General features: G+C 70.0%; 21 protein-coding genes. 13 read left to right on the top strand and 8 right to left on the bottom strand.

Annotated features, from left to right (window positions below; genetic code table 11):
* Nucleotides 1-18: 18 nt before the first annotated feature.
* The 5 genes from pgl to tkt are packed head-to-tail and all read right to left on the bottom strand — an operon-like array spanning nucleotide 19 to nucleotide 6,630.
* Nucleotides 19-801, bottom strand: coding sequence for a 6-phosphogluconolactonase (gene pgl, locus ACZ6K0_RS31075; RefSeq protein WP_376394983.1), 783 nt, complete (start codon nucleotides 799-801; stop codon nucleotides 19-21).
* Nucleotides 798-1,853 (bottom strand): glucose-6-phosphate dehydrogenase assembly protein OpcA, encoded by a 1,056-nt coding sequence (gene opcA, locus ACZ6K0_RS31080; protein ID WP_376394980.1) that lies wholly within the window; start codon nucleotides 1,851-1,853, stop codon nucleotides 798-800. The genes pgl and opcA overlap by 4 nt, the downstream gene beginning before the upstream one ends.
* The gene (gene zwf / locus ACZ6K0_RS31085) at nucleotides 1,850-3,382 is read right to left on the bottom strand and encodes a glucose-6-phosphate dehydrogenase (protein ID WP_376394977.1); all 1,533 of its coding nucleotides are present in this window, start codon (nucleotides 3,380-3,382) and stop codon (nucleotides 1,850-1,852) included. Before zwf ends, opcA begins: the two co-directional genes overlap by 4 nt.
* Before the next feature lie 5 nt (nucleotides 3,383-3,387).
* On the bottom strand, nucleotides 3,388-4,506 hold the full coding sequence (gene tal / locus ACZ6K0_RS31090; protein WP_024757161.1) for a transaldolase: 1,119 nt from the start codon (nucleotides 4,504-4,506) through the stop codon (nucleotides 3,388-3,390).
* A 36-nt stretch (nucleotides 4,507-4,542) separates the two neighbouring features.
* The gene (gene tkt, locus ACZ6K0_RS31095; protein ID WP_469228159.1) at nucleotides 4,543-6,630 is read right to left on the bottom strand and encodes a transketolase; all 2,088 of its coding nucleotides are present in this window, start codon (nucleotides 6,628-6,630) and stop codon (nucleotides 4,543-4,545) included.
* A 314-nt stretch (nucleotides 6,631-6,944) separates the two neighbouring features.
* Between tkt and ACZ6K0_RS31100 the strand changes: the two genes are divergently transcribed.
* The 3 genes from ACZ6K0_RS31100 to ACZ6K0_RS31110 all read left to right on the top strand — a co-directional run bounded on the left by ACZ6K0_RS31100 (nucleotide 6,945) and on the right by ACZ6K0_RS31110 (nucleotide 9,505).
* Entirely contained in the window at nucleotides 6,945-7,892 is a 948-nt protein-coding gene (locus tag ACZ6K0_RS31100) for a heme o synthase (RefSeq protein ID WP_376394971.1), read from the top strand.
* A gap of 118 nt (nucleotides 7,893-8,010) precedes the next feature.
* Nucleotides 8,011-8,331 carry a hypothetical protein gene (locus ACZ6K0_RS31105; RefSeq protein WP_376394968.1) on the top strand — a complete coding sequence of 107 codons (321 nt, stop codon included), beginning with the start codon at nucleotides 8,011-8,013 and terminating at the stop codon, nucleotides 8,329-8,331.
* 70 nt (nucleotides 8,332-8,401) lie between these two features.
* Entirely contained in the window at nucleotides 8,402-9,505 is a 1,104-nt protein-coding gene (locus ACZ6K0_RS31110) for an amidohydrolase family protein (RefSeq protein WP_469228156.1), read from the top strand.
* A gap of 29 nt (nucleotides 9,506-9,534) precedes the next feature.
* Here ACZ6K0_RS31110 and ACZ6K0_RS31115 read toward each other — a convergent pair whose 3' ends face one another.
* On the bottom strand, nucleotides 9,535-10,506 hold the full coding sequence (locus ACZ6K0_RS31115; RefSeq protein ID WP_376394962.1) for a COX15/CtaA family protein: 972 nt from the start codon (nucleotides 10,504-10,506) through the stop codon (nucleotides 9,535-9,537).
* Between the two features lie 187 nt (nucleotides 10,507-10,693).
* Between ACZ6K0_RS31115 and ACZ6K0_RS31120 the strand changes: the two genes are divergently transcribed.
* Nucleotides 10,694-11,899: an RNA-guided endonuclease InsQ/TnpB family protein gene (locus ACZ6K0_RS31120; RefSeq protein ID WP_376396108.1), complete on the top strand. Its 1,206-nt coding sequence runs from the start codon at nucleotides 10,694-10,696 to the stop codon at nucleotides 11,897-11,899.
* Between the two features lie 34 nt (nucleotides 11,900-11,933).
* Here the strand turns inward: ACZ6K0_RS31120 and ACZ6K0_RS31125 are convergent, their stop codons facing one another.
* Together ACZ6K0_RS31125 and ACZ6K0_RS31130 are read right to left on the bottom strand one after the other, a co-directional pair.
* Nucleotides 11,934-12,701, bottom strand: coding sequence for an ABC transporter permease (locus ACZ6K0_RS31125; protein ID WP_376394959.1), 768 nt, complete (start codon nucleotides 12,699-12,701; stop codon nucleotides 11,934-11,936).
* Nucleotides 12,698-13,633 (bottom strand): ABC transporter ATP-binding protein, encoded by a 936-nt coding sequence (locus tag ACZ6K0_RS31130; RefSeq protein WP_469228153.1) that lies wholly within the window; start codon nucleotides 13,631-13,633, stop codon nucleotides 12,698-12,700. The genes ACZ6K0_RS31125 and ACZ6K0_RS31130 overlap by 4 nt, the downstream gene beginning before the upstream one ends.
* Nucleotides 13,634-13,744: 111 nt before the next feature.
* On the opposite strand from ACZ6K0_RS31130, the gene ACZ6K0_RS31135 reads away from it, so the two are divergent.
* The 9 genes from ACZ6K0_RS31135 to ACZ6K0_RS31175 all read left to right on the top strand — a co-directional run bounded on the left by ACZ6K0_RS31135 (nucleotide 13,745) and on the right by ACZ6K0_RS31175 (nucleotide 21,204).
* The gene (locus ACZ6K0_RS31135) at nucleotides 13,745-14,545 is read left to right on the top strand and encodes a formate/nitrite transporter family protein (RefSeq protein ID WP_469228151.1); all 801 of its coding nucleotides are present in this window, start codon (nucleotides 13,745-13,747) and stop codon (nucleotides 14,543-14,545) included.
* Between the two features lie 103 nt (nucleotides 14,546-14,648).
* Entirely contained in the window at nucleotides 14,649-15,374 is a 726-nt protein-coding gene (locus ACZ6K0_RS31140; RefSeq protein ID WP_376394950.1) for a helix-turn-helix transcriptional regulator, read from the top strand.
* Complete coding sequence (sufB, locus tag ACZ6K0_RS31145) at nucleotides 15,371-16,786, top strand: Fe-S cluster assembly protein SufB (protein WP_376394946.1); 1,416 nt, start codon at nucleotides 15,371-15,373, stop codon at nucleotides 16,784-16,786. Before ACZ6K0_RS31140 ends, sufB begins: the two co-directional genes overlap by 4 nt.
* A 72-nt stretch (nucleotides 16,787-16,858) precedes the next feature.
* Nucleotides 16,859-18,040: a Fe-S cluster assembly protein SufD gene (gene sufD, locus ACZ6K0_RS31150; protein ID WP_376394943.1), complete on the top strand. Its 1,182-nt coding sequence runs from the start codon at nucleotides 16,859-16,861 to the stop codon at nucleotides 18,038-18,040.
* Nucleotides 18,040-18,357, top strand: a complete 318-nt coding sequence (locus ACZ6K0_RS31155) for a bifunctional 3-phenylpropionate/cinnamic acid dioxygenase ferredoxin subunit (protein WP_030322524.1) — start codon at nucleotides 18,040-18,042, stop codon at nucleotides 18,355-18,357. The genes sufD and ACZ6K0_RS31155 overlap by 1 nt, the downstream gene beginning before the upstream one ends.
* Nucleotides 18,358-18,364: 7 nt before the next feature.
* Nucleotides 18,365-19,132, top strand: coding sequence for a Fe-S cluster assembly ATPase SufC (gene sufC / locus ACZ6K0_RS31160; RefSeq protein ID WP_024757174.1), 768 nt, complete (start codon nucleotides 18,365-18,367; stop codon nucleotides 19,130-19,132).
* Nucleotides 19,129-20,397: a cysteine desulfurase gene (locus ACZ6K0_RS31165; protein ID WP_024757175.1), complete on the top strand. Its 1,269-nt coding sequence runs from the start codon at nucleotides 19,129-19,131 to the stop codon at nucleotides 20,395-20,397. Before sufC ends, ACZ6K0_RS31165 begins: the two co-directional genes overlap by 4 nt.
* Before the next feature lie 10 nt (nucleotides 20,398-20,407).
* Nucleotides 20,408-20,869 carry a Fe-S cluster assembly sulfur transfer protein SufU gene (gene sufU, locus ACZ6K0_RS31170; protein WP_376394938.1) on the top strand — a complete coding sequence of 154 codons (462 nt, stop codon included), beginning with the start codon at nucleotides 20,408-20,410 and terminating at the stop codon, nucleotides 20,867-20,869.
* On the top strand, nucleotides 20,866-21,204 hold the full coding sequence (locus tag ACZ6K0_RS31175; RefSeq protein WP_024757177.1) for a metal-sulfur cluster assembly factor: 339 nt from the start codon (nucleotides 20,866-20,868) through the stop codon (nucleotides 21,202-21,204). The genes sufU and ACZ6K0_RS31175 overlap by 4 nt, the downstream gene beginning before the upstream one ends.
* The last annotated feature ends 40 nt before the right edge of the window (nucleotides 21,205-21,244 follow it).

Below are 21,244 nucleotides of genomic sequence, written 5' to 3' on the forward strand. Positions count from 1 at the left end.
GGCCTCCAGGTCGTGGAATCAGGCCGAAGCCGGCGGATACAGGCTCCGCGGCAGCTCCGAGGCGGCCGCCGCGTCGAGCAGCCACAGCGTGCGCGAGCGGCCGTAGGCGCCCGCCGCCGGGGCCTGCACCTCGCCCGCACCGGACAGCGCGATCGCCGCGGCCTTCGCCTTGTCCTCGCCGGCCGCGAGCAGCCAGACCTCCTTGGCCGCCCTGATCGCCGGAAGCGTCAGCGAGACCCGGACCGGCGGCGGCTTGGGAGCGCCGTGCACCCCGACCACCGTCCGCTCGGTCTCGCGGACCGCCGGCAGCTCCGGGAAGAGCGACGCCACATGCGTGTCCGGGCCGACGCCCAGCATCAGCACGTCGAAGGTCGGCACCCCGCCATGGTCACCGGGACCCGCGGCGGCGGCCAGCTCCGCCGCGTACGCGGCGGCGGCGGCGTCGACATCGCTGCCGTACGGACCGTCCGAAGCCGGCATCGCGTGCACCCGCGCCGGGTCGAGAGGCACCCGGTCGAGCAGCGCCTCACGGGCCTGGGTGACGTTCCGCTCGGGATCGCCCTCCGGCAGGAAACGCTCGTCGCCCCACCACAGGTCGAGCCGCGACCAGTCGACCGCGTCCCGCGCGGGCGCCGAACCCAGCGCCGCGAGCAGGCCGTTGCCGTTGCGCCCGCCGGTCAGTACGACCGAGGCGGAGCCGCGGGTGGCCTGGGCGTCCACGATCCGGGTGATCAGCCGGGCCGCGGCGGCCTGCGCCATCAGCTCCTTGTCGCGGTGGACGACCAGCTGAGGAGTGCTCACTTGGCCGCCGCCTTCTTGGCCGGAGCCTTCTTCGCGGCGGGCTTCGCGGGGGCCGGGGCCGACTCCACGACCACGGCCGCCTCGGCGACGGGCTCGTCGACAGGCACGGGAGCGACGGTCGCCGCCTCCTCGTCGAGCCGCTCAAGACCGAACTTGAGCGCCGTCGCGTAGGTGTCGTCCGGGTCGAGCCGGCGCAGCTCCTCCGCGATCAGCTCGGCCGTGTCCCGGCGCTTGAGCGCCACGCCGCGGTCCGGCTGCCCCTGGATGGAGAGCGTCGCGAGCGAGCCGTCCGGCCGGTCCAGCACGATCGGCCCGGAGCTGGTCTCCATCCGTACGGAGGTGAGCCCCGGCCCGGTCGACTTCGCGCGCCGCACCGGCACCTTCAGCCGCTCGGCGAGCCACATCGCGAGCAGCTCGACGCTCGGGTTGAACTCCTCGCCCTCGACCTCGGCCGAGGTGACCTCGCACGCGACCTGGTCGAGCGCGGCGGCGAGCATCGAGCGCCACGGGGTGATCCGGGTCCACGAGAGGTCCGTGTCGCCCGGGGTGTACGTGTCCGCCCGCGCCGTCAGCTCCTGGATGGGCTGCTCGGCGGCGTACGTGTCGGTCACCCGGCGCTGGGCGAGCGCGCCCAGCGGGTCGTTCGCCGGGTCGGTCGGCGCGTTCACCGGCCACCAGACGACGACGGGGGCGTCCGGGAGGAGCAGCGGCAGCACCACCGACTGGGCGTGGTCGACGACCTCGCCGTACAGCCGGAGCACAACCGTTTCGCCGGTGCTGGCGTCGGCGCCGAGGCGGACCTCGGCGTCGAGCCGCGCCTTGGCGCGGTCCCGCGGGGAGCGCGAGACCCGCTTGATGACGACGAGGGTCCGCGAGGGGTGCTCGCGGGACGCCTCGTTGGCCGCCTTCAGCGCGTCGTAGGCGTTCTCCTCGTCGGTGACGATGACGAGGGTGAGCACCATGCCGACGGCCGGGGTGCCGATCGCCCGCCGCCCGAGCACCAGCGCCTTGTTGATCTTGGAGGACGTGGTGTCCGTCAGGTCGGTCTTCATGGCCGGCGCCAGCTCCGTCCGTCTCGTGCGAGCATCTCGTCCGCCTCGACCGGACCCCAGGTCCCGGACTGGTACTGCGCGGGCGTGCCGTGCGTGTCCCAGAACTGCTCGATCGGGTCGAGGATCTTCCAGGACAGCTCGACCTCCTCCACGCGCGGGAAGAGGTTCGAGTCGCCGAGCAGGACGTCGAGGATGAGCCGCTCGTACGCCTCGGGGCTGGACTCCGTGAAGGACTCGCCGTAGGCGAAGTCCATCGACACGTCCCGGATCTCCATCTGGGTGCCGGGCACCTTGGAGCCGAACCGCACCGTCACGCCCTCGTCCGGCTGGACCCGGATCACGATGGCGTTGCGGCCGAGCTCCTCGGTCGCGGTGTGGTCGAAGGGGGAGTGCGGGGCGCGCTGGAAGACGACCGCGATCTCGGTGACGCGGCGGCCCAGGCGCTTGCCCGTACGGAGGTAGAAGGGGACGCCCGCCCAGCGGCGGTTGTCGATCTCCAGCTTCACGGCCGCGTAGGTGTCGGTCTTCGACTGGGGGTCGATGCCGTCTTCCTGGAGGTAGCCGACGGCCTTCTCGCCGCCCTGCCACCCGGCCGCGTACTGCCCCCGGACCGTGGTCTTCCCCGGGTCCGTCGGCAGCTTCACCGCGCCGAGGACCTTGGTCTTCTCGGCGGCGAGCGCGTCGGCGTCGAAGGAGGCGGGCTCCTCCATCGCGGTCAGCGCCAGCAGCTGGAGCAGGTGGTTCTGGATGACGTCACGGGCGGCGCCGATGCCGTCGTAGTACCCGGCCCGGCCGCCGATGCCGATGTCCTCGGCCATGGTGATCTGGACGTGGTCGACGTACGACCTGTTCCAGATCGGCTCGAAGAGGGTGTTGGCGAAGCGGAGCGCCAGGATGTTCTGGACGGTCTCCTTGCCGAGGTAGTGGTCGATGCGGAAGACCGCGTCGGGCGGGAAGACCTCGTGGACGACCTCGTTGAGCTCCTTGGCGGAGGTCAGGTCGTGACCGAAGGGCTTCTCGATGACCGCGCGGCGCCAGGAGCCGTCCTTCTGGTCGGCCAGGCCGTGCTTCTTGAGCTGCCGGACCACCAGGGGGAAGAACTTCGGCGGCACGGAGAGGTAGAAGGCGAAGTTGCCGCCCGTACCCTGCGCCTTGTCCAGCTCCTCGACGGTGGACTTCAGCTTCTCGAAGGCCTCGTCGTCGTCGAAGTCGCCCTGGACGAACCGCATGCCCTGGATCAGCTGCTGCCACACCTCCTCGCGGAACGGGGTGCGCGCGTGCTGCTTGACCGCCTCGTAGACCTCCTGCGCGAAGTCCTCGTCCTGCCATTCGCGGCGGGCGAAGCCGACGAGCGAGAAGCCCGGCGGCAGCAGACCGCGGTTGGCCAGGTCGTAGACGGCAGGCATCAGCTTCTTGCGGGACAAATCGCCCGTGACGCCGAAGATCACCAGGCCCGACGGCCCCGCGATACGCGGGAGCCGTCGGTCGGCGGCGTCACGGAGCGGGTTGGCTCCGTCGACTGCGCTCAAAGTGCTTACGCCTCCGCAGGTACGCGGCGCGCGAGCTCCGCCTCGGTGGACTTGAGCAGGTCGTTCCAGGACGCCTCGAACTTGTCGACGCCCTCGTCCTCCAGGAGCTGCACGACCTCGTCGTAGCTGATGCCCAGCTTCGCGATGGCCGCCAGCTCCGCGCGGGACTGGTCGTACGTGCCGCGCACGGTGTCACCGGTGACCTCGCCGTGGTCGGCGGTGGCCTCCAGGGTGCCTTCCGGCATGGTGTTGACCGTGCCGGGGGCGACCAGGTCCACGACGTACAGCGTGTCCTTGTACGCCGGGTCCTTGACGCCGGTCGAGGCCCACAGCGGACGCTGCTTGTTGGCCTGCGCCTTGTCGAGGGCGGCCCAGCGGTCCGAGGAGAAGACCTCCTCGAACGCCTCGTAGGCCAGGCGGGCGTTGGCCAGAGCGGCCTTGCCCTTGAGCGCCTTGGCCTCGTCGGTGCCGATGCCGTCCAGGCGCTTGTCGATCTCCGAGTCCACACGGGACACGAAGAAGGACGCCACCGAGTGGATCTTCGAGAGGTCGAGGCCGCGCTCGCGGGCCTTCTCCAGGCCCGCCAGGTAGGCGTCCATGACCGCGCGGTAGCGCTCCAGCGAGAAGATCAGCGTGACGTTGACGCTGATGCCGAGGCCGATGACCTCGGTGATCGCCGGCAGACCCGCCTTGGTGGCCGGAATCTTGATGAGCGTGTTGGGGCGGTCCACCAGCCAGGCCAGCTGCTTGGCCTCGGCGATGGTGGCGACCGTCTCGTGGGCGAGACGGGGGTCGACCTCGATGGAGACCCGGCCGTCCTGGCCGTCGGTCGCCTCGAAGACCGGCCGCAGGATGTCGGCGGCGTCGCGCACGTCCGCCGTCGTGATCATGCGGATGGCCTCGTCGACGGTCACCTTGCGGGCGGCGAGGTCGGCGAGCTGCTGCTCGTAACCGTCACCCGAGGTGATGGCCTTCTGGAAGATCGACGGGTTCGTGGTCACGCCGACCACGTGGCTCTGGTCGATGAGCTCGGCCAGGTTGCCGGACGTGATCCGCTTGCGCGAGAGGTCGTCCAGCCAGATCGCGACGCCTTCGTCGGAGAGGCGCTTGAGAGCGTCTGTCATGAGAATTGCATCTCCATTAAGTCGTACGTATGGGCGTCAGCGCGCGGCGGCGGCGAGAGATTCCCGGGCGGCGGCGACGATCGCCTCCGGCGTGAACCCGAACTCGCGGAAGAGGACCTTCGCGTCCGCCGAGGCACCGAAGTGCTCCAGCGAGACGATCCGGCCGGCGTCCCCGACGTACCGGTGCCAGGTGAGACCGATGCCGGCCTCGACCGCGACGCGGGCCTTGACCGACGGCGGCAGGACGGAGTCCTTGTACGCCTGGTCCTGCTCCTCGAACCACTCGACGGACGGCATCGAGACCACCCGGGTCGGGACGCCGGCGGCCTGGAGCTGCTCGCGGGCGTCGACGGCCAGGTGGACCTCGGAACCGGTCGCGATCAGCACGAGCTGCGCGTCGCCACCGTCGGCGTCGAACAGCACGTAGCCGCCCTTGGCCGCGTCCTCGTTCGGCGCGTAGGTCGGCACGCCCTGACGGGTGAGGGCCAGACCGTGCGGGGCACCCTTGCCGAAGACCTTGGTGTGCCGCTTCATGATCTCGCGCCAGGCGATCGACGTCTCGTTGGCGTCGGCCGGACGGACCACGTTCAGACCCGGGATCGCGCGCAGCGAGGCGAGGTGCTCCACCGGCTGGTGCGTCGGGCCGTCCTCGCCCAGACCGATCGAGTCGTGCGTCCAGACGTACGTCACCGGCAGGTGCATCAGGGCCGACAGACGCACCGCGTTGCGCATGTAGTCGGAGAACACCAGGAAGGTGCCGCCGTAGATGCGCGTGTTGCCGTGGAGCGCGATGCCGTTCATCTCGGCGGCCATCGAGTGCTCGCGGATGCCGAAGTGGATCGTGCGGCCGTACTTGTCGGCCTCCGGCAGCGGGTTGCCCTCGGGCAGGAACGACGAGGTCTTGTCGATCGTCGTGTTGTTCGAGCCGGCCAGGTCGGCCGAGCCGCCCCACAGCTCCGGGATGATCGCGCCGAGCGCCTGGAGGACCTTGCCCGAGGCCGCGCGGGTGGCGACACCCTTGCCCGGCTCGAAGACGGGGAGCTTCTCCTCCCAGCCGGCCGGCAGCTCGTTCGCCTGGATGCGGTCGAACTCCGCCGCCCGCTCCGGGTTGGCCGTGCGCCACTCCGCGAGGGACTTCTCCCACGCGGCACGCGCCTCACGGCCCCGGTCGCCGAGCGAACGGGTGTGCGTGATGACCTCGTCGGTGACCTCGAAGGTCTGCTCCGGGTCGAAGCCCAGGACGCGCTTGGTGGCCGCGATCTCCTCGTCGCCGAGCGCCGAGCCGTGCGAGGCCTCGGTGTTCTGCGCGTTCGGCGCGGGCCAGGCGATGATCGAGCGCATCGCGATGAACGACGGACGCTCGGTCTCGGCCTCGGCGGCCCTGACCGCCGCGTACAGCGCCGCCGGGTCCAGGTCGCCGTTGGCCTTCGACTCGACGCGCTGGACGTGCCAGCCGTACGCCTCGTACCGCTTCATCGTGTCCTCGGACACGGCCGTCTCGGTGTCGCCCTCGATCGAGATGTGGTTGTCGTCCCACAGCAGGATCAGGTTGCCGAGCTTCTGGTGACCGGCGAGCGAGGACGCCTCGGCGGAGATGCCCTCCTGGAGGCAGCCGTCACCGGCGATCGCGTAGATGCGGTGGTCGAACGGGGAGGTGCCGGGGGCCGCCTCCGGGTCGAACAGACCGCGCTCGAAGCGGGCGGCCATCGCCATGCCCACGGCGTTGGCGACACCCTGGCCCAGCGGGCCGGTGGTCGTCTCGACGGCGGCCGTGTGGCCGTACTCCGGGTGACCGGGGGTCTTCGAACCCCAGGTCCGGAAGGCCTTCAGGTCGTCCAGCTCAAGACCGAAGCCACCCAGGTACAGCTGGGTGTAGAGGGTCAGGGACGAGTGGCCCGCGGAGAGGACGAACCGGTCGCGCCCGACCCACTCGGGGTCGGCCGGGTCGTGCCGCATCACCTTCTGGAAGAGGGTGTACGCGGCGGGCGCCAGGCTCATCGCCGTACCGGGATGGCCGTTGCCGACCTTCTGTACGGCGTCCGCGGCCAGGATGCGGGCGGTATCGACAGCCCGCTGGTCCAATTCGGTCCACTCGAGGTCTGTGGTGGTCGGCTTAGTGCTCACCCTGGGTCAGGGCTCCTCTCCACATGTTCTGAAGCCGGTGACTGAGGGTGTACCGGCGGTGTCGAGCCTACCCCCGACAGGGCCCCCTCTTTTCGTGTGCGGGCCCCTCAAATGAGCGGACACAGCAAGACTGCCGGTGGCCGTGTCGGTTCGCCTCCCGAGCGGTGTCCACGCCTTGGGACACACCCCTCCAACACGACCCCACCCCCGCGAAGATCGGCGTCTGGGCAACGTCTACAGTGGCGTGGTACGCGCAAGCTTCACCCCGTCTTCATCAGGGGAGCTTGCTGGGAATTTCTCTGTCAGGGGTGTGCGTGACGGCCGTCGAGTCCCGACCCGCAGGGGTCGTCTTGACTCCCAGCCCGGGGGCCCATCGGCCGTTCGGGGCCCGCGTCAAGGCATACGTGGCGCTGACCAAGCCGCGGATCATCGAGCTGCTGCTCATCACGACCGTTCCGGTGATGTTCCTCGCCGAACAGGGCGTGCCGAACCTGTGGCTGGTGCTCGCCACCTGCTTCGGCGGCTACCTGTCGGCGGGCGGCGCCAACGCGCTGAACATGTACATCGACCGCGACATCGACGCCCTGATGGACCGCACCTCCCAGCGCCCGCTGGTCACCGGTGTACTCACGCCGCGTGAGGGCCTCGTCTTCGGCCTCAGCCTCGCCGTGATCTCCACGCTCTGGTTCGGCCTGCTGGTCAACTGGCTCTCCGCCGCGCTCTCGCTCGGGGCGCTCCTCTTCTACGTGGTCGTCTACACGATGATCCTGAAGCGGCGCACCGCGCAGAACATCGTCTGGGGCGGCATCGCCGGCTGCCTGCCGGTGCTCATCGGCTGGTCGGCCGTGACGAACTCGATGTCGTGGGCCGCGATCATCCTCTTCCTCGTCATCTTCTTCTGGACGCCGCCGCACTACTGGCCGCTCTCGATGAAGGTCAAGGACGACTACGCCCGCGCCGGCGTGCCGATGCTCCCCGTCCTCGCCTCCAACAAGGTCGTGGCCAAGCAGATCGTCGCCTACAGCTGGGTGATGGTCGCCGTCTCCCTGCTGCTGACCCCGCTCGGCTACACCGGCTGGTTCTACACGGCCGTGGCGCTGATCACCGGCGGCTGGTGGCTGTGGGAGGCCCACGGGCTGCTCAACCGCGCGAAGGCGGGCGCGACCGGCGCGAAGCTCAAGGAGATGCGCCTCTTCCACTGGTCCATCACCTACGTCTCGCTGCTCTTCGTGGCGGTCGCGGTGGACCCCTTCCTCCGCTAGTTCCTCCAGCGGGCGCGAAGCGCTCAGATGATTCGCTCGGCCGACGGCCGGGTCACGTGGGATAGACCACGTGGCCCGGCCGTCGCCAGTCGATCTACCCCTCGGTAGCATCCTTGACATGGCAGAAACGAAGCAGGAAGAGCGCAGGGCGGCCAGGCTCGCGAAGCAGATCCGGGCGTTCTCCGCGGAGCACGGCGGCGCCGAGGGCCAGCTCGCCCACATCGGCCAGGCGGGCACCCGGATCGTGCTCGTCGGCACGGACGGCGGCTGGGGCGACCTGGTGGCCCCCACGTACCCGATCGCGCAGCAGGCCGCCGAGAAGGCCGGTCTGACGCTCCACGACGAGTTCGACGGCGAGTTCGCCGCGAAGGTCGTCACCGGCCCGTACGAGTGGAGCCGGATGGCCGGTATCCAGATCGGCGGCCCCTCCAACAGCTGAGGCAACAACCTCGCGCGGGGCTCACCCGTTAGGACGTGTGGAGACACGTCCACACAGGGAGCCCCCCGAGATGATCGACACGCCGAGCCTGGTGGACCAGTACTGCCACGGAGTGCTCCGTACGGAGCTCGGCCTCGGCACCTTCGAGACCCGCCTCGGCGCGCACCTCGGCGACCGGGGCGACGCTCCGCCCGGCCTGCCCGCCGCCGGGACGACCTTCTTCGACACCCAGACCGGATTCGCGGTACGGCGCTGGTGTCCGCCGCTCCTCGGCCTCGAACCGCACTGCCCGCCGGCCCGCTACCTCGCCCGCCGTCGCGAACTCGGCGTCGTCGAGGCCGGCCGCCGGCTCCTGAGGGCCTCCGGGATCTCCACCTACCTGGTGGACACGGGGCTCCCCGGCGATCTGACCGGGCCCGCCGAGATCGCCGCCGCGGGCGACGCCGAGGCCCACGAGATCGTCCGCCTCGAACCCCTCGCCGAACAGGTCGCCGACACCTCGGGGACCGTCGAGGCGTTCCTCGCCAACCTCGCCGAGGCCGTCCACGGGGCCGCCGCGAACGCCGTCGCCTTCACCTCGGTGGAGGGCGTACGCCGAGGGCTCGCGACGGCGCCCGAGCCACCGGGACCGGGGGAGGTGCGCGGGGCGGCGGGGCGCTGGCTGGCCGGACGCCCGGCGGGCGGGCGGCTCACCGACCCCGTCCTGCTGCGGCATCTCCTCTGGATCGCCGTCACCGCGGGGCGCCCGCTCCAGCTGCACACGGGGGCCCGCGACCCGGCCGTCCTCGGCGGCTTCGCCGCCGCCACGACGGGGCTCGGCGCCGACCTCGTCCTGCTGCACGCCTACCCGCACCACCGCGCGGCGGCGCACCTGACGGTCGCCCACCCGCACGTGTACGCGGACCTCGGCCCCGTCCTCGCCCACACCGGGGCCCGGGCGGCGGCCGTCCTCGCCGAGGTCCTGGAACGGGCGCCGTTCGGCAAGCTGCTGTTCTCCAGCGGCGCCCAGGGGCTGCCCGAGCTCCACGTGGTCGCCGCCGGCGCCTTCCGCTCGGCGCTCACGCGGGTGCTCGGCGAGTGGGTGTCGGAGGGCGCCTGGTCCCACGCGGACGCCCAGCGCGTCGCCACGATGCTCGCGGCGGGCAACGCCCGGCGGGTCTACCGACTGGCCTGAGGCCCGTCGGTGGACCCCGGACCGGTGGATCAGACGGTCGCCGTGAGCTCCGGGTCGGCCTGGGCCGGGATCTCCGCCGTCGCCACCGGGCGCTCGCGCAGGCTCAGGGCCAGCCGCAGCACCGCGATCCACATCAGCGAGGAGCCGAGCATGTGGACGGCGACCAGGACCTCGGGGACCCCGGTGAAGTACTGGACGTAGCCGATCCCGCCCTGCGCGAGCAGCACGATCAGGAGGTCACGGGCCCGGGCCCGGGTGTCGTCCGGGGCGTCCACCACGCGCAGCACCAGCCACATGGCGAGCGCGAGCGCGCAGACGACCCAGGCGGCGATGGCGTGGAGGTGGGCGGCGTTCGTCCAGTCCCACGGCATGCGCGGGACCTCGCTGCTGTCACCGGCGTGCTTGCCGGCGCCGGTCACCGTCGTACCGAGCACGATGAGCAGACCCGAGGCGATCGTGATCGCCCACGACAGCTTGCGGACCGGGCGCGGCGCGCGCGGCCGGGGGGCGGTGTCGCCCTCGCCGGTCCGGTGCCAGGTGATGACCGCGACCGTGAGCAGGGCGTTCGCGGCCAGGAAGTGGCCGGCGACCGTCCACGGGTTGAGGCCCATCCACACCGTGATGCCGCCGATGACGGCGTTGCTCATCACGATCCAGAACTGCGCCCACGCCCAGCGGGTGAGGTTCCGGCGCCACGGCTTGGTCGACCGGGCGGCGATGATCGCCCACCCGACGGCCGCCGACAGGACGTACGTCAGCATCCGGTTGCCGAACTCGATCATGCCGCGGTAGCCCTGCTCCGGCGTCACGATGAGGCTGTCGTCCGTGCACTTCGGCCACGTGTCGCAGCCGAGACCGGAACCGGTCAGCCGGACCGCGCCACCCGTGACGATGATGAACACGCTCATCACGACGGCGGAGAGCGCGGCGCGCCGGAGAGTCCGGGGGGACGGGGTCCAGCGCTGGGCGATGAAGGCGAGGGGGGTCAGCACGGGCCCCATCGTAGGGCGGGGCTTGTGCACGCTTTCACGAGGGGGGTGGCTTGTCGGGATGCGTCACCCTCTGAGTCTTATCGACTACAGCGTTCAGCCGTTGATGCGCTGGGTTTGCGCTGACCGAACCCGCGGTGACGCCTCGAATGAATGTTCTTGTGTCGGATCGTGGGGCGATGGTCGTACGTTGAGCGTCGTGCAGCTTCGGTACTCGTTTCGCGTGTACCCGAACGGTTCGCAGCGTGCGGCGTTGGCGAGGGCGTTCGGGTGTGCGCGGGTGGTCTACAACGACGCGCTCCGCGCTCGCGAGATCGCCCTCGCTGAGGGGCTGCCGTTCCCGAAGACCGGGGATCTGTCCAAGGCCTTGATCACCGAGGCGAAGAGGACCGCCGAGCGTGCCTGGCTGGCCGAGGTTTCGGCTGTGGTGCTTCAGCAGTCGTTGCGGGATCTGGACACCGCGTACCGGAACTTCTTCGACGGTCTGAAGGGCAAACGTCCGCGGATGGGCGCGCCCCGGTTCAAGTCGAAGCGGGACGGTCGGCAGGCGGTCCGGTTCACCGCGAACGCGCGATGGAAGATCACTCCGGGTGGCGACCTGTCGCTGCCGAAGATCGGGGACGTGAGGGTGAAGTGGTCCCGCGCCCTGCCGTCCGTGCCGGCGACGGTGACCGTGATCAAGGACGCGGCCGGCCGGTACTTCGCGTCGTTCGTGGTGGAGACCGATCCGGCCGTGCTGCCCGAGGTGGAACCGGTCGTCGGCATCGACCTGGGCCTCGGGCACTTCGCAGTGCTCTCCGACGGCACGAAGATCGATGCCCCGCGCTTCCTGCGCCGGGCGGAGAAGAAGCTCAAGAAGGCCCAGCGGAATCTGAGCCGTAAGGCCAAGGGCAGCAACAACCGGGACAAGGCCCGCGTCAAGGTCGCCCGTGCGCACGCGCGGGTGGCCGACGCGCGGCGCGAGTTCCACCATCAGCTCTCCACGAAGGTCATCCGCGAGAACCAAGCGGTGGCCGTGGAGAACCTGGCGGTGAAAGGGCTCGCCCGTACGCGCCTGGCCAAGTCCGTCCACGATGCCGGCTGGACGTCGTTCGTCGCGATGCTGGAGTACAAGGCCGCCCTGTACGGCCGGACCTTCCTCCGCATCGGACGATTCGAGCCCACCAGCCAAGTCTGCTGCGTATGCGGGACCAAGGACGGCCCCAAACCCCTGCACATCCGCCTGTGGGAGTGCCAGGGCTGCGGGACCGTCCTCGACCGTGACATCAACGCGGCCGTCAACATCGCCAAGGCCGCCGGACTGGCGGTGTCAGCCTGTCGAGCACAGGTAAGCCGGGGACTCGTCCCCGCACAGCGCGAAGAAGCAGGAACCCGCCCGACACCTTGGCCCTCGACGGCACGGTAAGCGGGGATCGCCGCCTCTCAAGGCGGCGAGGAGGTCAATCCCAGCGGAAGAACTTCGCCGCCGCGCCGAGGCCGAGGACCGCCCAGATCGTCAGGATCAGCGCGTTGCCCCAGGGCATCGACGCACCGTTCTGGAGGACGTCCCGGAGGCCGTCGGAGAGGGCGGAGATCGGGAGGAGTTCCAGGAGGGAGCGGGCCGGTTCGGGGAACTTGTCCAGGGGCACGATGACGCCGCCGCCCACCAGGAGCAGCAGGAAGACCAGGTTGGCGGCGGCCAGGGTGGCCTCCGCCTTGAGGGTGCCCGCCATCAGGAGGCCGAGGCCGGAGAAGGCGGCCGTGCCGAGGATCAGGAGGAGGGCGACGGAGGCGGGGTTGCCGTTCGGGGACCAGCCGAGGGCCAGGGCGATCGCCGTGAGGAGCGCGACCTGGAGCACCTCGGTGACGAGGACGGCGAGCGTCTTGGCGGTCATGAGCGCCCAGCGGGGGAGCGGTGAGGCGCCGAGTCGCTTGAGCACCCCGTAGCGCCGCTCGAAACCGGTCGCGATGGCCTGGCCGGTGAAGGCGGTGGAGAGGACGGCGAGGGCGAGGACGCCGGGGGCGAGGAAGTCGACGGCCTTGTCGGCTCCCGTGTCGACGATGTCGACCGTGGAGAACAGGACGAGGAGGAGGGAGGGGATGATCACCGTCAGGAGGAGCTGCTCGCCGTTGCGCAGCAGCATCCGGGTCTCCAGGGCCGTCTGCGCCGCGATCATCCGGCCTACGGGGGCCGCGCCCGGCTTGGGGGAGTAGGTGCCCGTGCTCATGACCGCAGTTCCTTGCCCGTGAGTTCCAGGAAGACGTCTTCCAGGGTGTGGCGTTCGACGGAGATGCCCTCGGGCATGACGCCGTGCTGGGCGCACCAGGTGGTGACCGTGGCGAGCAACTGGGGGTCGATGCCGCCGGTGATCCGGTACGTGCCCGGGAGGGGTTCCGCGGCGGCCGTGCCGTCCGGGAGCGCCTTGAGCAGGGAGCCGAGGTCGAGCCCGGGGCGTCCGGTGAAGCGCAGGGTGTTCTCGGCGCCGCCGCGGCAGAGCTGTTCGGGGCTGCCCTGGGCGGCGACCCGGCCGGCGTCGACGATGGCGACGTCGTCGGCGAGCTCCTCGGCCTCCTGCATGAAGTGGGTGGTGAGGACGACGGTCACGCCGTCGGCGCGCAGCTCGCGGACGAGGTCCCAGGTGGCGCGGCGGGCCTGCGGGTCGAGTCCGGCGGTGGGCTCGTCGAGGAAGACGAGCTCGGGGCGGCCGACGACGGCCATGGCGAGCGCGAGGCGCTGCTGCTGGCCGCCGGAGAGCCGGCGGTAGCTGGTGCGGCCGCAGGAGCCGAGGCCGAGGCGCTCGATCAGGGCGTCCACGTCGAGGGGGTGGGCGTGCAGCTTCGCCATGTGGCGGAGCATCTCGTCGGCGCGGGCGCCGGAGTAGACGCCGCCGGACTGGAGCATCACGCCGATCCGGGGGCGCAGGGCGGCCGCGTCGGCGATCGGGTCGAGGCCGAGGACGCGGACGGTGCCGCCGTCGGGTCTGCGGTAGCCCTCGCAGGTCTCGATGGTGGTGGTCTTGCCGGCCCCGTTGGGGCCGAGGACGGCGGTGACGGTGTGTGCCCGCACGTCGAGGTCGAGGCCGTCGACGGCGGTCTTGCTTTCGTACCGCTTGACGAGGCCGTGTACGCGGACGGCGCTGTCGACGGACTCATTTCCCATGGGCGGAAGTCTAGAGAGGGGGCGAAGGTCCTTCCGGCGCGGGGCCCGGGTCCCTTGAATCGGGACTTTTACGTGCGGTTCACCCGGGTGGGCGGGCATAGCGTCGGCGGTGTGATCAGCGTGGCGGAGAACCTGCGGGAGACGGCCGGACAGGCCGAGCACAAGGCGCACGACCTGGCCCGGCCCGGCCGCTACGCGGTCTCGGCGATGCTGGCCGGGGCGTACATCGGGATCGGCGAGGTGCTGCTGCTCGTGGCGGTCTCGCCGTTCGTGGCCGAGCACTCGGCGGCGGCGAGGCTGCTTGAGGGGGCGGTGTTCCCGGTCGCGCTGACGATCGTGATGTTCGCCGGGGCGCAGCTGTTCACCAGCAACGTGATGGTGATGCTGGTGGGTGCCCTGTCCGGGCGTACGGGGGTGAAGGACCTGGTGGGGAGCTGGGTGCTCTCGCTCGGCGGGAACCTGGCGGGGGCCTTCGCCTTCGGGGCGATGGTGCACGCCTCGGGGGTGCTCTCGGCGCCCTCGGCGAAGGCGATGCTGGCGGAGCTGGTGGCCGGGAAGCAGGCGCTGGACGGCGGTCAGCTGTTCTGGCGGGCGGTGCTCTGCAACATGCTGGTCTGTCTCGGCGTGTGGATGTTCTCGCGGGCCCGGGGCGACGCGGCGAAGGTCTTCGTGCTGTGGCTGCCGGTGCTGGTCTTCGTCGCGGTGGGCTTCGAGCACTGCGTGGCGAACATGGCTCTTTTCTCGCTGGCGATCCTCGACGGGACGGCCGGTTTCGGTGATCTCGGGCGCAGTCTGCTCTTCACCGTGCCGGGCAACATCGTGGGCGGCGGAGCGCTTGTGGCCTGCACGTATTGGTTCACCGGACGGCCGGACGCCGACGTGGTGCGGGCCCGTGATTCGTCCTACGAATGATCATTTCCGCAGGTCAGGTAAGCCTTACCTGAGTGACGCACCGCACCGCCGCCGCCGTGGACGCGGCTTGTCAGTCCTCGATTAATTACGCAACAATGGCGTTGTGAAAAACGTTGGCGCGGCTCCCGTGGAGGAACTCGCGACCCGTGAGCGCTCGACGCGCAACCGGGTCGCGCGGTCGATCCTGGACCACGGTCCCTCGACCGTCGCCGATCTGGCCGAGCGACTGCGCCTCACCCAGGCCGCCGTCCGCCGCCACCTCGACTCGCTGGTCGCGGACAACGTCGTCGAGGCCCGCGAGAAGCGCGTCTACGGCGCCCGCGCCCGAGGCCGCCCCGCGAAGATCTTCGCGCTCACCGACTGCGGCCGGGACGAGTTCGACCAGTCGTACGACTCCCTGGCCGTCGAGGCGCTCCGCTGGATCGAGCGCAACGCCGGCGGGGAAGCGGCCGTCGCCGCCTTCGCCCGCGACCGGATCGAGGCCCAGGGCGACACGTACAGGGAAGCCGTCGAGACGGCCGACCCCGCCCGGCGGACCGAGGCACTTGCCAAGGCCCTGACAGCGGACGGGTACGCTGCCACTGCGCGGAACGCGCCGGTCGGCGAGCAGCTCTGCCAGCACCACTGCCCGGTCGCCCACGTCGCCGAGCAGTATCCGCAGCTGTGCGAGGCGGAGACGGAGTTCTTCTCCCGCCTCCTGGGAACGCACGTCCAGCGTCTGGCCACCATCGCGCATGGTGACGGCGTCTGCACGACGTTCATCCCGCACAGCGCCCCACAGACCAGTTCATCAGCATCCGTCAGCACGGCCGGGAGGAACCCCGCATGACCACCGAGATCAGCCACCCCGAGCTTGAGGGCCTGGGTCGGTACGAGTACGGCTGGGCCGACTCCGACACGGCCGGTGCCACGGCCAAGCGCGGTCTGAACGAGGACGTCGTCCGCGACATCTCCTCGAAGAAGAACGAGCCCGAGTGGATGCTGAAGCTGCGTCTCAAGGGTCTGCGGCTCTTCGGCAAGAAGCCCATGCCCACCTGGGGCTCCGACCTCTCCGGCATCGACTTCGACAACATCAAGTACTTCGTGCGGTCCACCGAGAAGCAGGCCGAGTCCTGGGAGGACCTGCCGGAGGACATCAAGAACACGTACGACAAGCTCGGCATCCCGGAGGCGGAGAAGCAGCGCCTCGTCGCCGGTGTCGCCGCCCAGTACGAGTCCGAGGTCGTCTACCACCAGATCCGCGAGGACCTGGAGGAGCAGGGCGTCATCTTCGTCGACACCGACACCGCGCTGAAGGAGCACGAGGAACTCTTCAAGGAGTACTTCGGCACCGTCATCCCGGTCGGCGACAACAAGTTCGCCTCGCTGAACACGGCCGTGTGGTCCGGCGGCTCGTTCATCTACGTGCCGAAGGGCGTCCAGGTCGAGATCCCGCTCCAGGCCTACTTCCGTATCAACACGGAGAACATGGGCCAGTTCGAGCGGACGCTGATCATCGTCGACGAGGACGCCTACGTCCACTACGTCGAGGGCTGCACCGCCCCGATCTACTCCTCGGACTCGCTGCACAGCGCCGTCGTCGAGATCATCGTGAAGAAGGGCGGCCGCTGCCGCTACACGACCATCCAGAACTGGTCGAACAACGTCTACAACCTGGTGACCAAGCGCGCCGTCGCCTACGAGGGCGCCACCATGGAGTGGGTCGACGGCAACATCGGCTCCAAGGTCACCATGAAGTACCCGGCCGTCTACCTCATGGGCGAGCACGCCAAGGGCGAGACGCTGTCCATCGCCTTCGCGGGCGAGGGCCAGCACCAGGACGCCGGCGCCAAGATGGTGCACATGGCCCCGAACACCTCCTCGAACATCGTCTCCAAGTCGGTGGCGCGAGGCGGCGGCCGCACCTCCTACCGCGGTCTCATCGAGATCGGCGAGGGCGCCCCGGGCTCCAAGTCCAACGTGCTCTGCGACGCGCTGCTCGTCGACACGATCTCCCGCTCGGACACGTACCCCTACGTGGACGTGCGCGAGGACGACGTCTCCATGGGCCACGAGGCCACCGTCTCCAAGGTCTCCGAGGACCAGCTCTTCTACCTGATGAGCCGCGGCCTCACCGAGTTCGAGGCCATGGCGATGATCGTCCGCGGCTTCGTCGAGCCCATCGCCAAGGAGCTCCCGATGGAGTACGCCCTGGAGCTCAACCGGCTGATCGAGCTGCAGATGGAAGGCTCGGTCGGCTAAAGCCGCCCCGCAGCCCTTCGCCCCGCAGCGACCGACTTCGTACGTACGCAGGAAGAGAGCAAGACGACAGCCATGGCTGAGGCTCAGAACATCCCGGCGGGCTCCACCACCGCCGGCTCGATCGCGGTGGCCGCCGAGTCCACCGTCGCCACGCGCATGAGCGCGCCCCCGTCCTTCGACGTCGCGGACTTCCCCGTCCCGCACGGCCGTGAGGAGGAGTGGCGGTTCACGCCGCTGGCGCGACTGCGCGGCCTTCACGACGGCACCGCCGTCGCGTCCGGCGAGGGCGTCAAGGTCGAGATCGAGGCCCCCGAGGGCGTCACCGTGGAGACCGTCGGCCGCGAGGACGAGCGGCTCGGCAAGGCGGGCAAGCCCGTCGACCGCGTCGCCGCCCAGGCGTACTCCTCCTTCGAGAAGGCCTCGGTCGTCACCGTCGCCAAGGAGGCCGTCCTCACCGAGCCGATCCGCATCGCCGTGCGCGGCGAGGGCGGGGTCGCCTTCGGCCACCAGGTGATCGAGCTCGGCGCCTTCGCCGAGGCCGTCGTGGTCATCGACCACACCGGTGACGCGGTGCTCGCCGCCAACGTCGACTACGTCCTCGGTGACGGCGCCAAGCTGACCGTCGTCTCCGTCCAGGACTGGGACGAGAAGGCCGTCCACGTCGCCCAGCACAACGCGCTGGTCGGCCGCGACGCCTCCTTCAAGTCGGTGATCGTCACCTTCGGCGGCGATGTCGTCCGCATCCACCCCCGCGTGTCGTACGCGGCCCCCGGCGGCGAGGCCGAGCTCTTCGGCCTGTACTTCACCGACGCCGGCCAGCACCAGGAGCACCGCCTCCTGGTCGACCACAACACCCCGCACTGCAAGTCCAACGTGGCCTACAAGGGCGCGCTGCAGGGCCAGGACGCGCACGCCGTCTGGATCGGCGACGTGCTCATCCAGGCCGCCGCCGAGGGCACCGACACGTACGAGCTCAACCGGAACCTGGTCCTCACGGACGGCGCCCGGGTCGACTCCGTGCCGAACCTGGAGATCGAGACCGGCGAGATCGCCGGTGCCGGTCACGCCTCGGCCACCGGCCGCTTCGACGACGAGCAGCTCTTCTACCTGATGTCCCGCGGCATCTCGCAGGCCGAGGCCCGCCGCCTCGTCGTCCGCGGCTTCTTCGCGGAGCTGGTCCAGCAGATCGGTCTGCCGGACGTCCAGGAGCGCCTCCTCGCCAAGATCGAGGCCGAGCTGGAGGCCTCCGTCTGATGGCCTTCGTCCGAGTCTGCGCACTGAGCGAGCTGGAGGCCGACACCCCGAAGCGGGTCGAGGTCGACGGCACGCCGGTGTCGGTCGTGCACACCGAGGGCGAGGTGTTCGCGATCAACGACATCTGCTCGCACGCGAACGTCTCCCTCTCGGAGGGCGAGGTCGAGGACTGCGCCATCGAGTGCTGGCTGCACGGGTCGAGCTTCGACCTCCGCACGGGCAAGCCCTCCGGCCTTCCCGCGACGCGCCCCGTGCCCGTTTACCCCGTCAAGATCGAAGGGGACGATGTGCTCGTCTCCGTCACCCAGGAGTCCTGAGTCACCCATGGCAACGCTTGAAATCCGCAACCTGCACGTCTCCGTCGAGGCCGAGAACGGCCCCCGCGAGATCCTCAAGGGTGTCGACCTGACCATCAAGCAGGGCGAGACCCACGCCGTCATGGGCCCCAACGGCTCCGGCAAGTCGACCCTGGCGTACTCGCTCGCCGGCCACCCGAAGTACACGGTCACCGGCGGCACCGTCACCCTCGACGGCGAGGACGTCCTGGAGATGTCGGTCGACGAGCGCGCCCGCGCCGGCGTCTTCCTGGCCATGCAGTACCCGGTCGAGGTCCCCGGTGTCTCGGTCTCCAACTTCCTGCGCACCTCCGCCACCGCCATCCGCGGCGAGGCCCCCAAGCTGCGCACCTGGGTGAAGGAGGTCAAGTCCGCGATGGAGCAGCTCCAGATGGACCCGGCCTTCGCCGAGCGCAACGTCAACGAGGGCTTCTCCGGCGGTGAGAAGAAGCGCCACGAGATCCTCCAGCTGGAGCTCCTCAAGCCGAAGATCGCGATCCTCGACGAGACCGACTCGGGCCTCGACGTCGACGCGCTGCGCCAGGTCTCCGAGGGCGTCAACCGCGTCCGCGAGACCGGCGAGGTCGGCACCCTGCTGATCACGCACTACACGCGCATCCTGCGCTACATCAAGCCCGACTTCGTTCACGTCTTCTCCGAGGGCCGCATCGTCGAGTCCGGTGGCGCCGAGCTTGCCGACAAGCTGGAGAACGAGGGCTACGAGGCCTACAGCACGAAGGGTGGCGCATCCGCGTGACATCTGCCCATCAGGGGCTCTCCGGCCTCCTCGACACCGAGGCGATCCGCAAGGACTTCCCGCTCCTGGATCGCGTGGTCCACGACGGCAAGAAGATCGTGTACCTGGACTCCGCGGCGACCTCGCAGAAGCCGCGCCAGGTCCTCGACGCGCTGAACGAGTACTACGAGCAGCACAACGCCAACGTGCACCGTGGCGTGTACCTGGTCGCCGAGGAGGCGACGGCGCTGTACGAGGGCGCCCGCGACAAGGTCGCGGCGTTCATCAACGCGCCGAGCCGCGACGAGGTGATCTTCACCAAGAACGCCTCGGAGTCGCTCAACCTCGTGGCCAACATGCTGGGCTGGGCCGACGAGCCCTACCGCGTGGACCACGAGACCGAGATCGCCATCACGGAGATGGAGCACCACTCCAACATCGTGCCGTGGCAGCTGCTCTCGCAGCGCACGGGCGCGAAGCTGAAGTGGTTCGGCCTCACCGACGACGGCCGTCTCGACCTCTCGAACATCGAAGAGGTCATCACCGAGAAGACCAAGATCGTCTCGTTCACGCTGGTCTCGAACCTGCTGGGCACGATCAACCCGGTCGAGACGATCATCCGTCGCGCCCAGGAGGTCGGTGCGCTCGTCTGCATCGACGCCTCGCAGGCGGCTCCGCACATGGTCCTGGACGTGCAGGCGCTCCAGGCCGACTTCGTGGCCTTCACCGGCCACAAGATGTGCGGTCCGACGGGCATCGGCGTCCTGTGGGGACGGCAGGAGCTCCTGGAGGACCTCCCGCCCTTCCTCGGCGGCGGCGAGATGATCGAGACCGTGTCGATGCACTCCTCGACCTACGCTCCGGCCCCGCACAAGTTCGAGGCGGGTACGCCCCCGATCGCCCAGGCCGTCGGCCTCGGCGCGGCCGTGGACTACCTGTCGGCGATCGGCATGGAGAACATCGCGCGCCACGAGCACGCGATCACCGAGTACGCCGTCCGGCGCCTCCAGGAGGTCCCGGACCTGCGGATCATCGGCCCCACCACGGCCGAGGACCGCGGCGCGGCGATCTCCTTCACGCTCGGCGACATCCACCCGCACGACGTGGGTCAGGTGCTCGACGAGGAGGGCATCGCGGTCCGGGTCGGCCACCACTGCGCGCGGCCGGTCTGCCTGCGGTACGGAATTCCTGCGACCACGCGGGCGTCGTTCTATCTGTACTCCACCCCGGCCGAGGTCGACGCCCTCGTCGCGGGTCTGGAGCACGTACGGAACTTCTTCGGGTAGGGGTTGGGTCGTGAAGCTGGATTCGATGTACCAGGACGTCATCCTGGACCACTACAAGCACCCGCACGGGCGCGGTCTTCGGGACGGCGATGCCGAGGTGCACCACGTCAATCCGACGTGCGGCGACGAGATCACGCTCCGCGTGAAGTACGAGGGCTCGCGCATCGCGGACGTCTCGTACGAAGGTCAGGGCTGCTCGATCAGCCAGGCTTCGGCCTCGGTGCTGAACGAGCTGCTCGTCGGCAAGGAGCTGGCAGAGGCGCAGAAGATCCAGGGCACCTTCCTGGAGCTGATGCAGTCGAAGGGCCAGATCGAGCCCGACGACGCGATGGAGGAGATCCTGGAGGACGCGGTCGCGTTCGCGGGCGTCTCCAAGTACCCGGCCCGTGTGAAGTGCGCGCTGCTCAGCTGGATGGCGTGGAAGGACGCGACCGCCCAGGCGCTGGGTGACGCGGAGAGGAAGTCGGCATGACCGAGAACGCTGGGGCCACGATGAAGCCGGCCTCCGAGGAAGAAGTCCGCGAGGCGCTGTACGACGTCGTCGACCCCGAGCTGGGTATCGACGTGGTCAACCTCGGGCTGATCTACGGCATCCACATCGACGACTCGAACGTCGCGACGCTGGACATGACCCTGACGTCGGCGGCCTGCCCGCTGACCGATGTGATCGAGGACCAGGCGAAGTCCGCGACGGACGGCATCGTCAACGAGCTGAAGATCAACTGGGTCTGGATGCCGCCGTGGGGTCCGGACAAGATCACGGACGACGGCCGCGAGCAGCTGCGCGCGCTCGGCTTCAACGTCTGAGACACGGATGTGCGAGAACGGCCGTGCCCTTCGGGGCACG

Source organism: Streptomyces sp. NPDC042346, assembly GCF_055581845.1.

Coding starts and splice junctions, on each gene's coding strand:
- ACZ6K0_RS31175 (WP_024757177.1), top strand. CDS start 20,866: ATGACCGAGAACGCTGGGGCCACGATGAAGCCGGCCTCCGAGGAAGAA.
- tal (WP_024757161.1), bottom strand. CDS start 4,506: ATGACAGACGCTCTCAAGCGCCTCTCCGACGAAGGCGTCGCGATCTGG.
- ACZ6K0_RS31130 (WP_469228153.1), bottom strand. CDS start 13,633: ATGGGAAATGAGTCCGTCGACAGCGCCGTCCGCGTACACGGCCTCGTC.
- ACZ6K0_RS31155 (WP_030322524.1), top strand. CDS start 18,040: ATGGCCTTCGTCCGAGTCTGCGCACTGAGCGAGCTGGAGGCCGACACC.
- sufD (WP_376394943.1), top strand. CDS start 16,859: ATGGCTGAGGCTCAGAACATCCCGGCGGGCTCCACCACCGCCGGCTCG.
- opcA (WP_376394980.1), bottom strand. CDS start 1,853: ATGAAGACCGACCTGACGGACACCACGTCCTCCAAGATCAACAAGGCG.
- sufB (WP_376394946.1), top strand. CDS start 15,371: ATGACCACCGAGATCAGCCACCCCGAGCTTGAGGGCCTGGGTCGGTAC.
- ACZ6K0_RS31125 (WP_376394959.1), bottom strand. CDS start 12,701: ATGAGCACGGGCACCTACTCCCCCAAGCCGGGCGCGGCCCCCGTAGGC.
- sufC (WP_024757174.1), top strand. CDS start 18,365: ATGGCAACGCTTGAAATCCGCAACCTGCACGTCTCCGTCGAGGCCGAG.
- ACZ6K0_RS31115 (WP_376394962.1), bottom strand. CDS start 10,506: ATGGGGCCCGTGCTGACCCCCCTCGCCTTCATCGCCCAGCGCTGGACC.
- ACZ6K0_RS31110 (WP_469228156.1), top strand. CDS start 8,402: ATGATCGACACGCCGAGCCTGGTGGACCAGTACTGCCACGGAGTGCTC.
- ACZ6K0_RS31105 (WP_376394968.1), top strand. CDS start 8,011: ATGGCAGAAACGAAGCAGGAAGAGCGCAGGGCGGCCAGGCTCGCGAAG.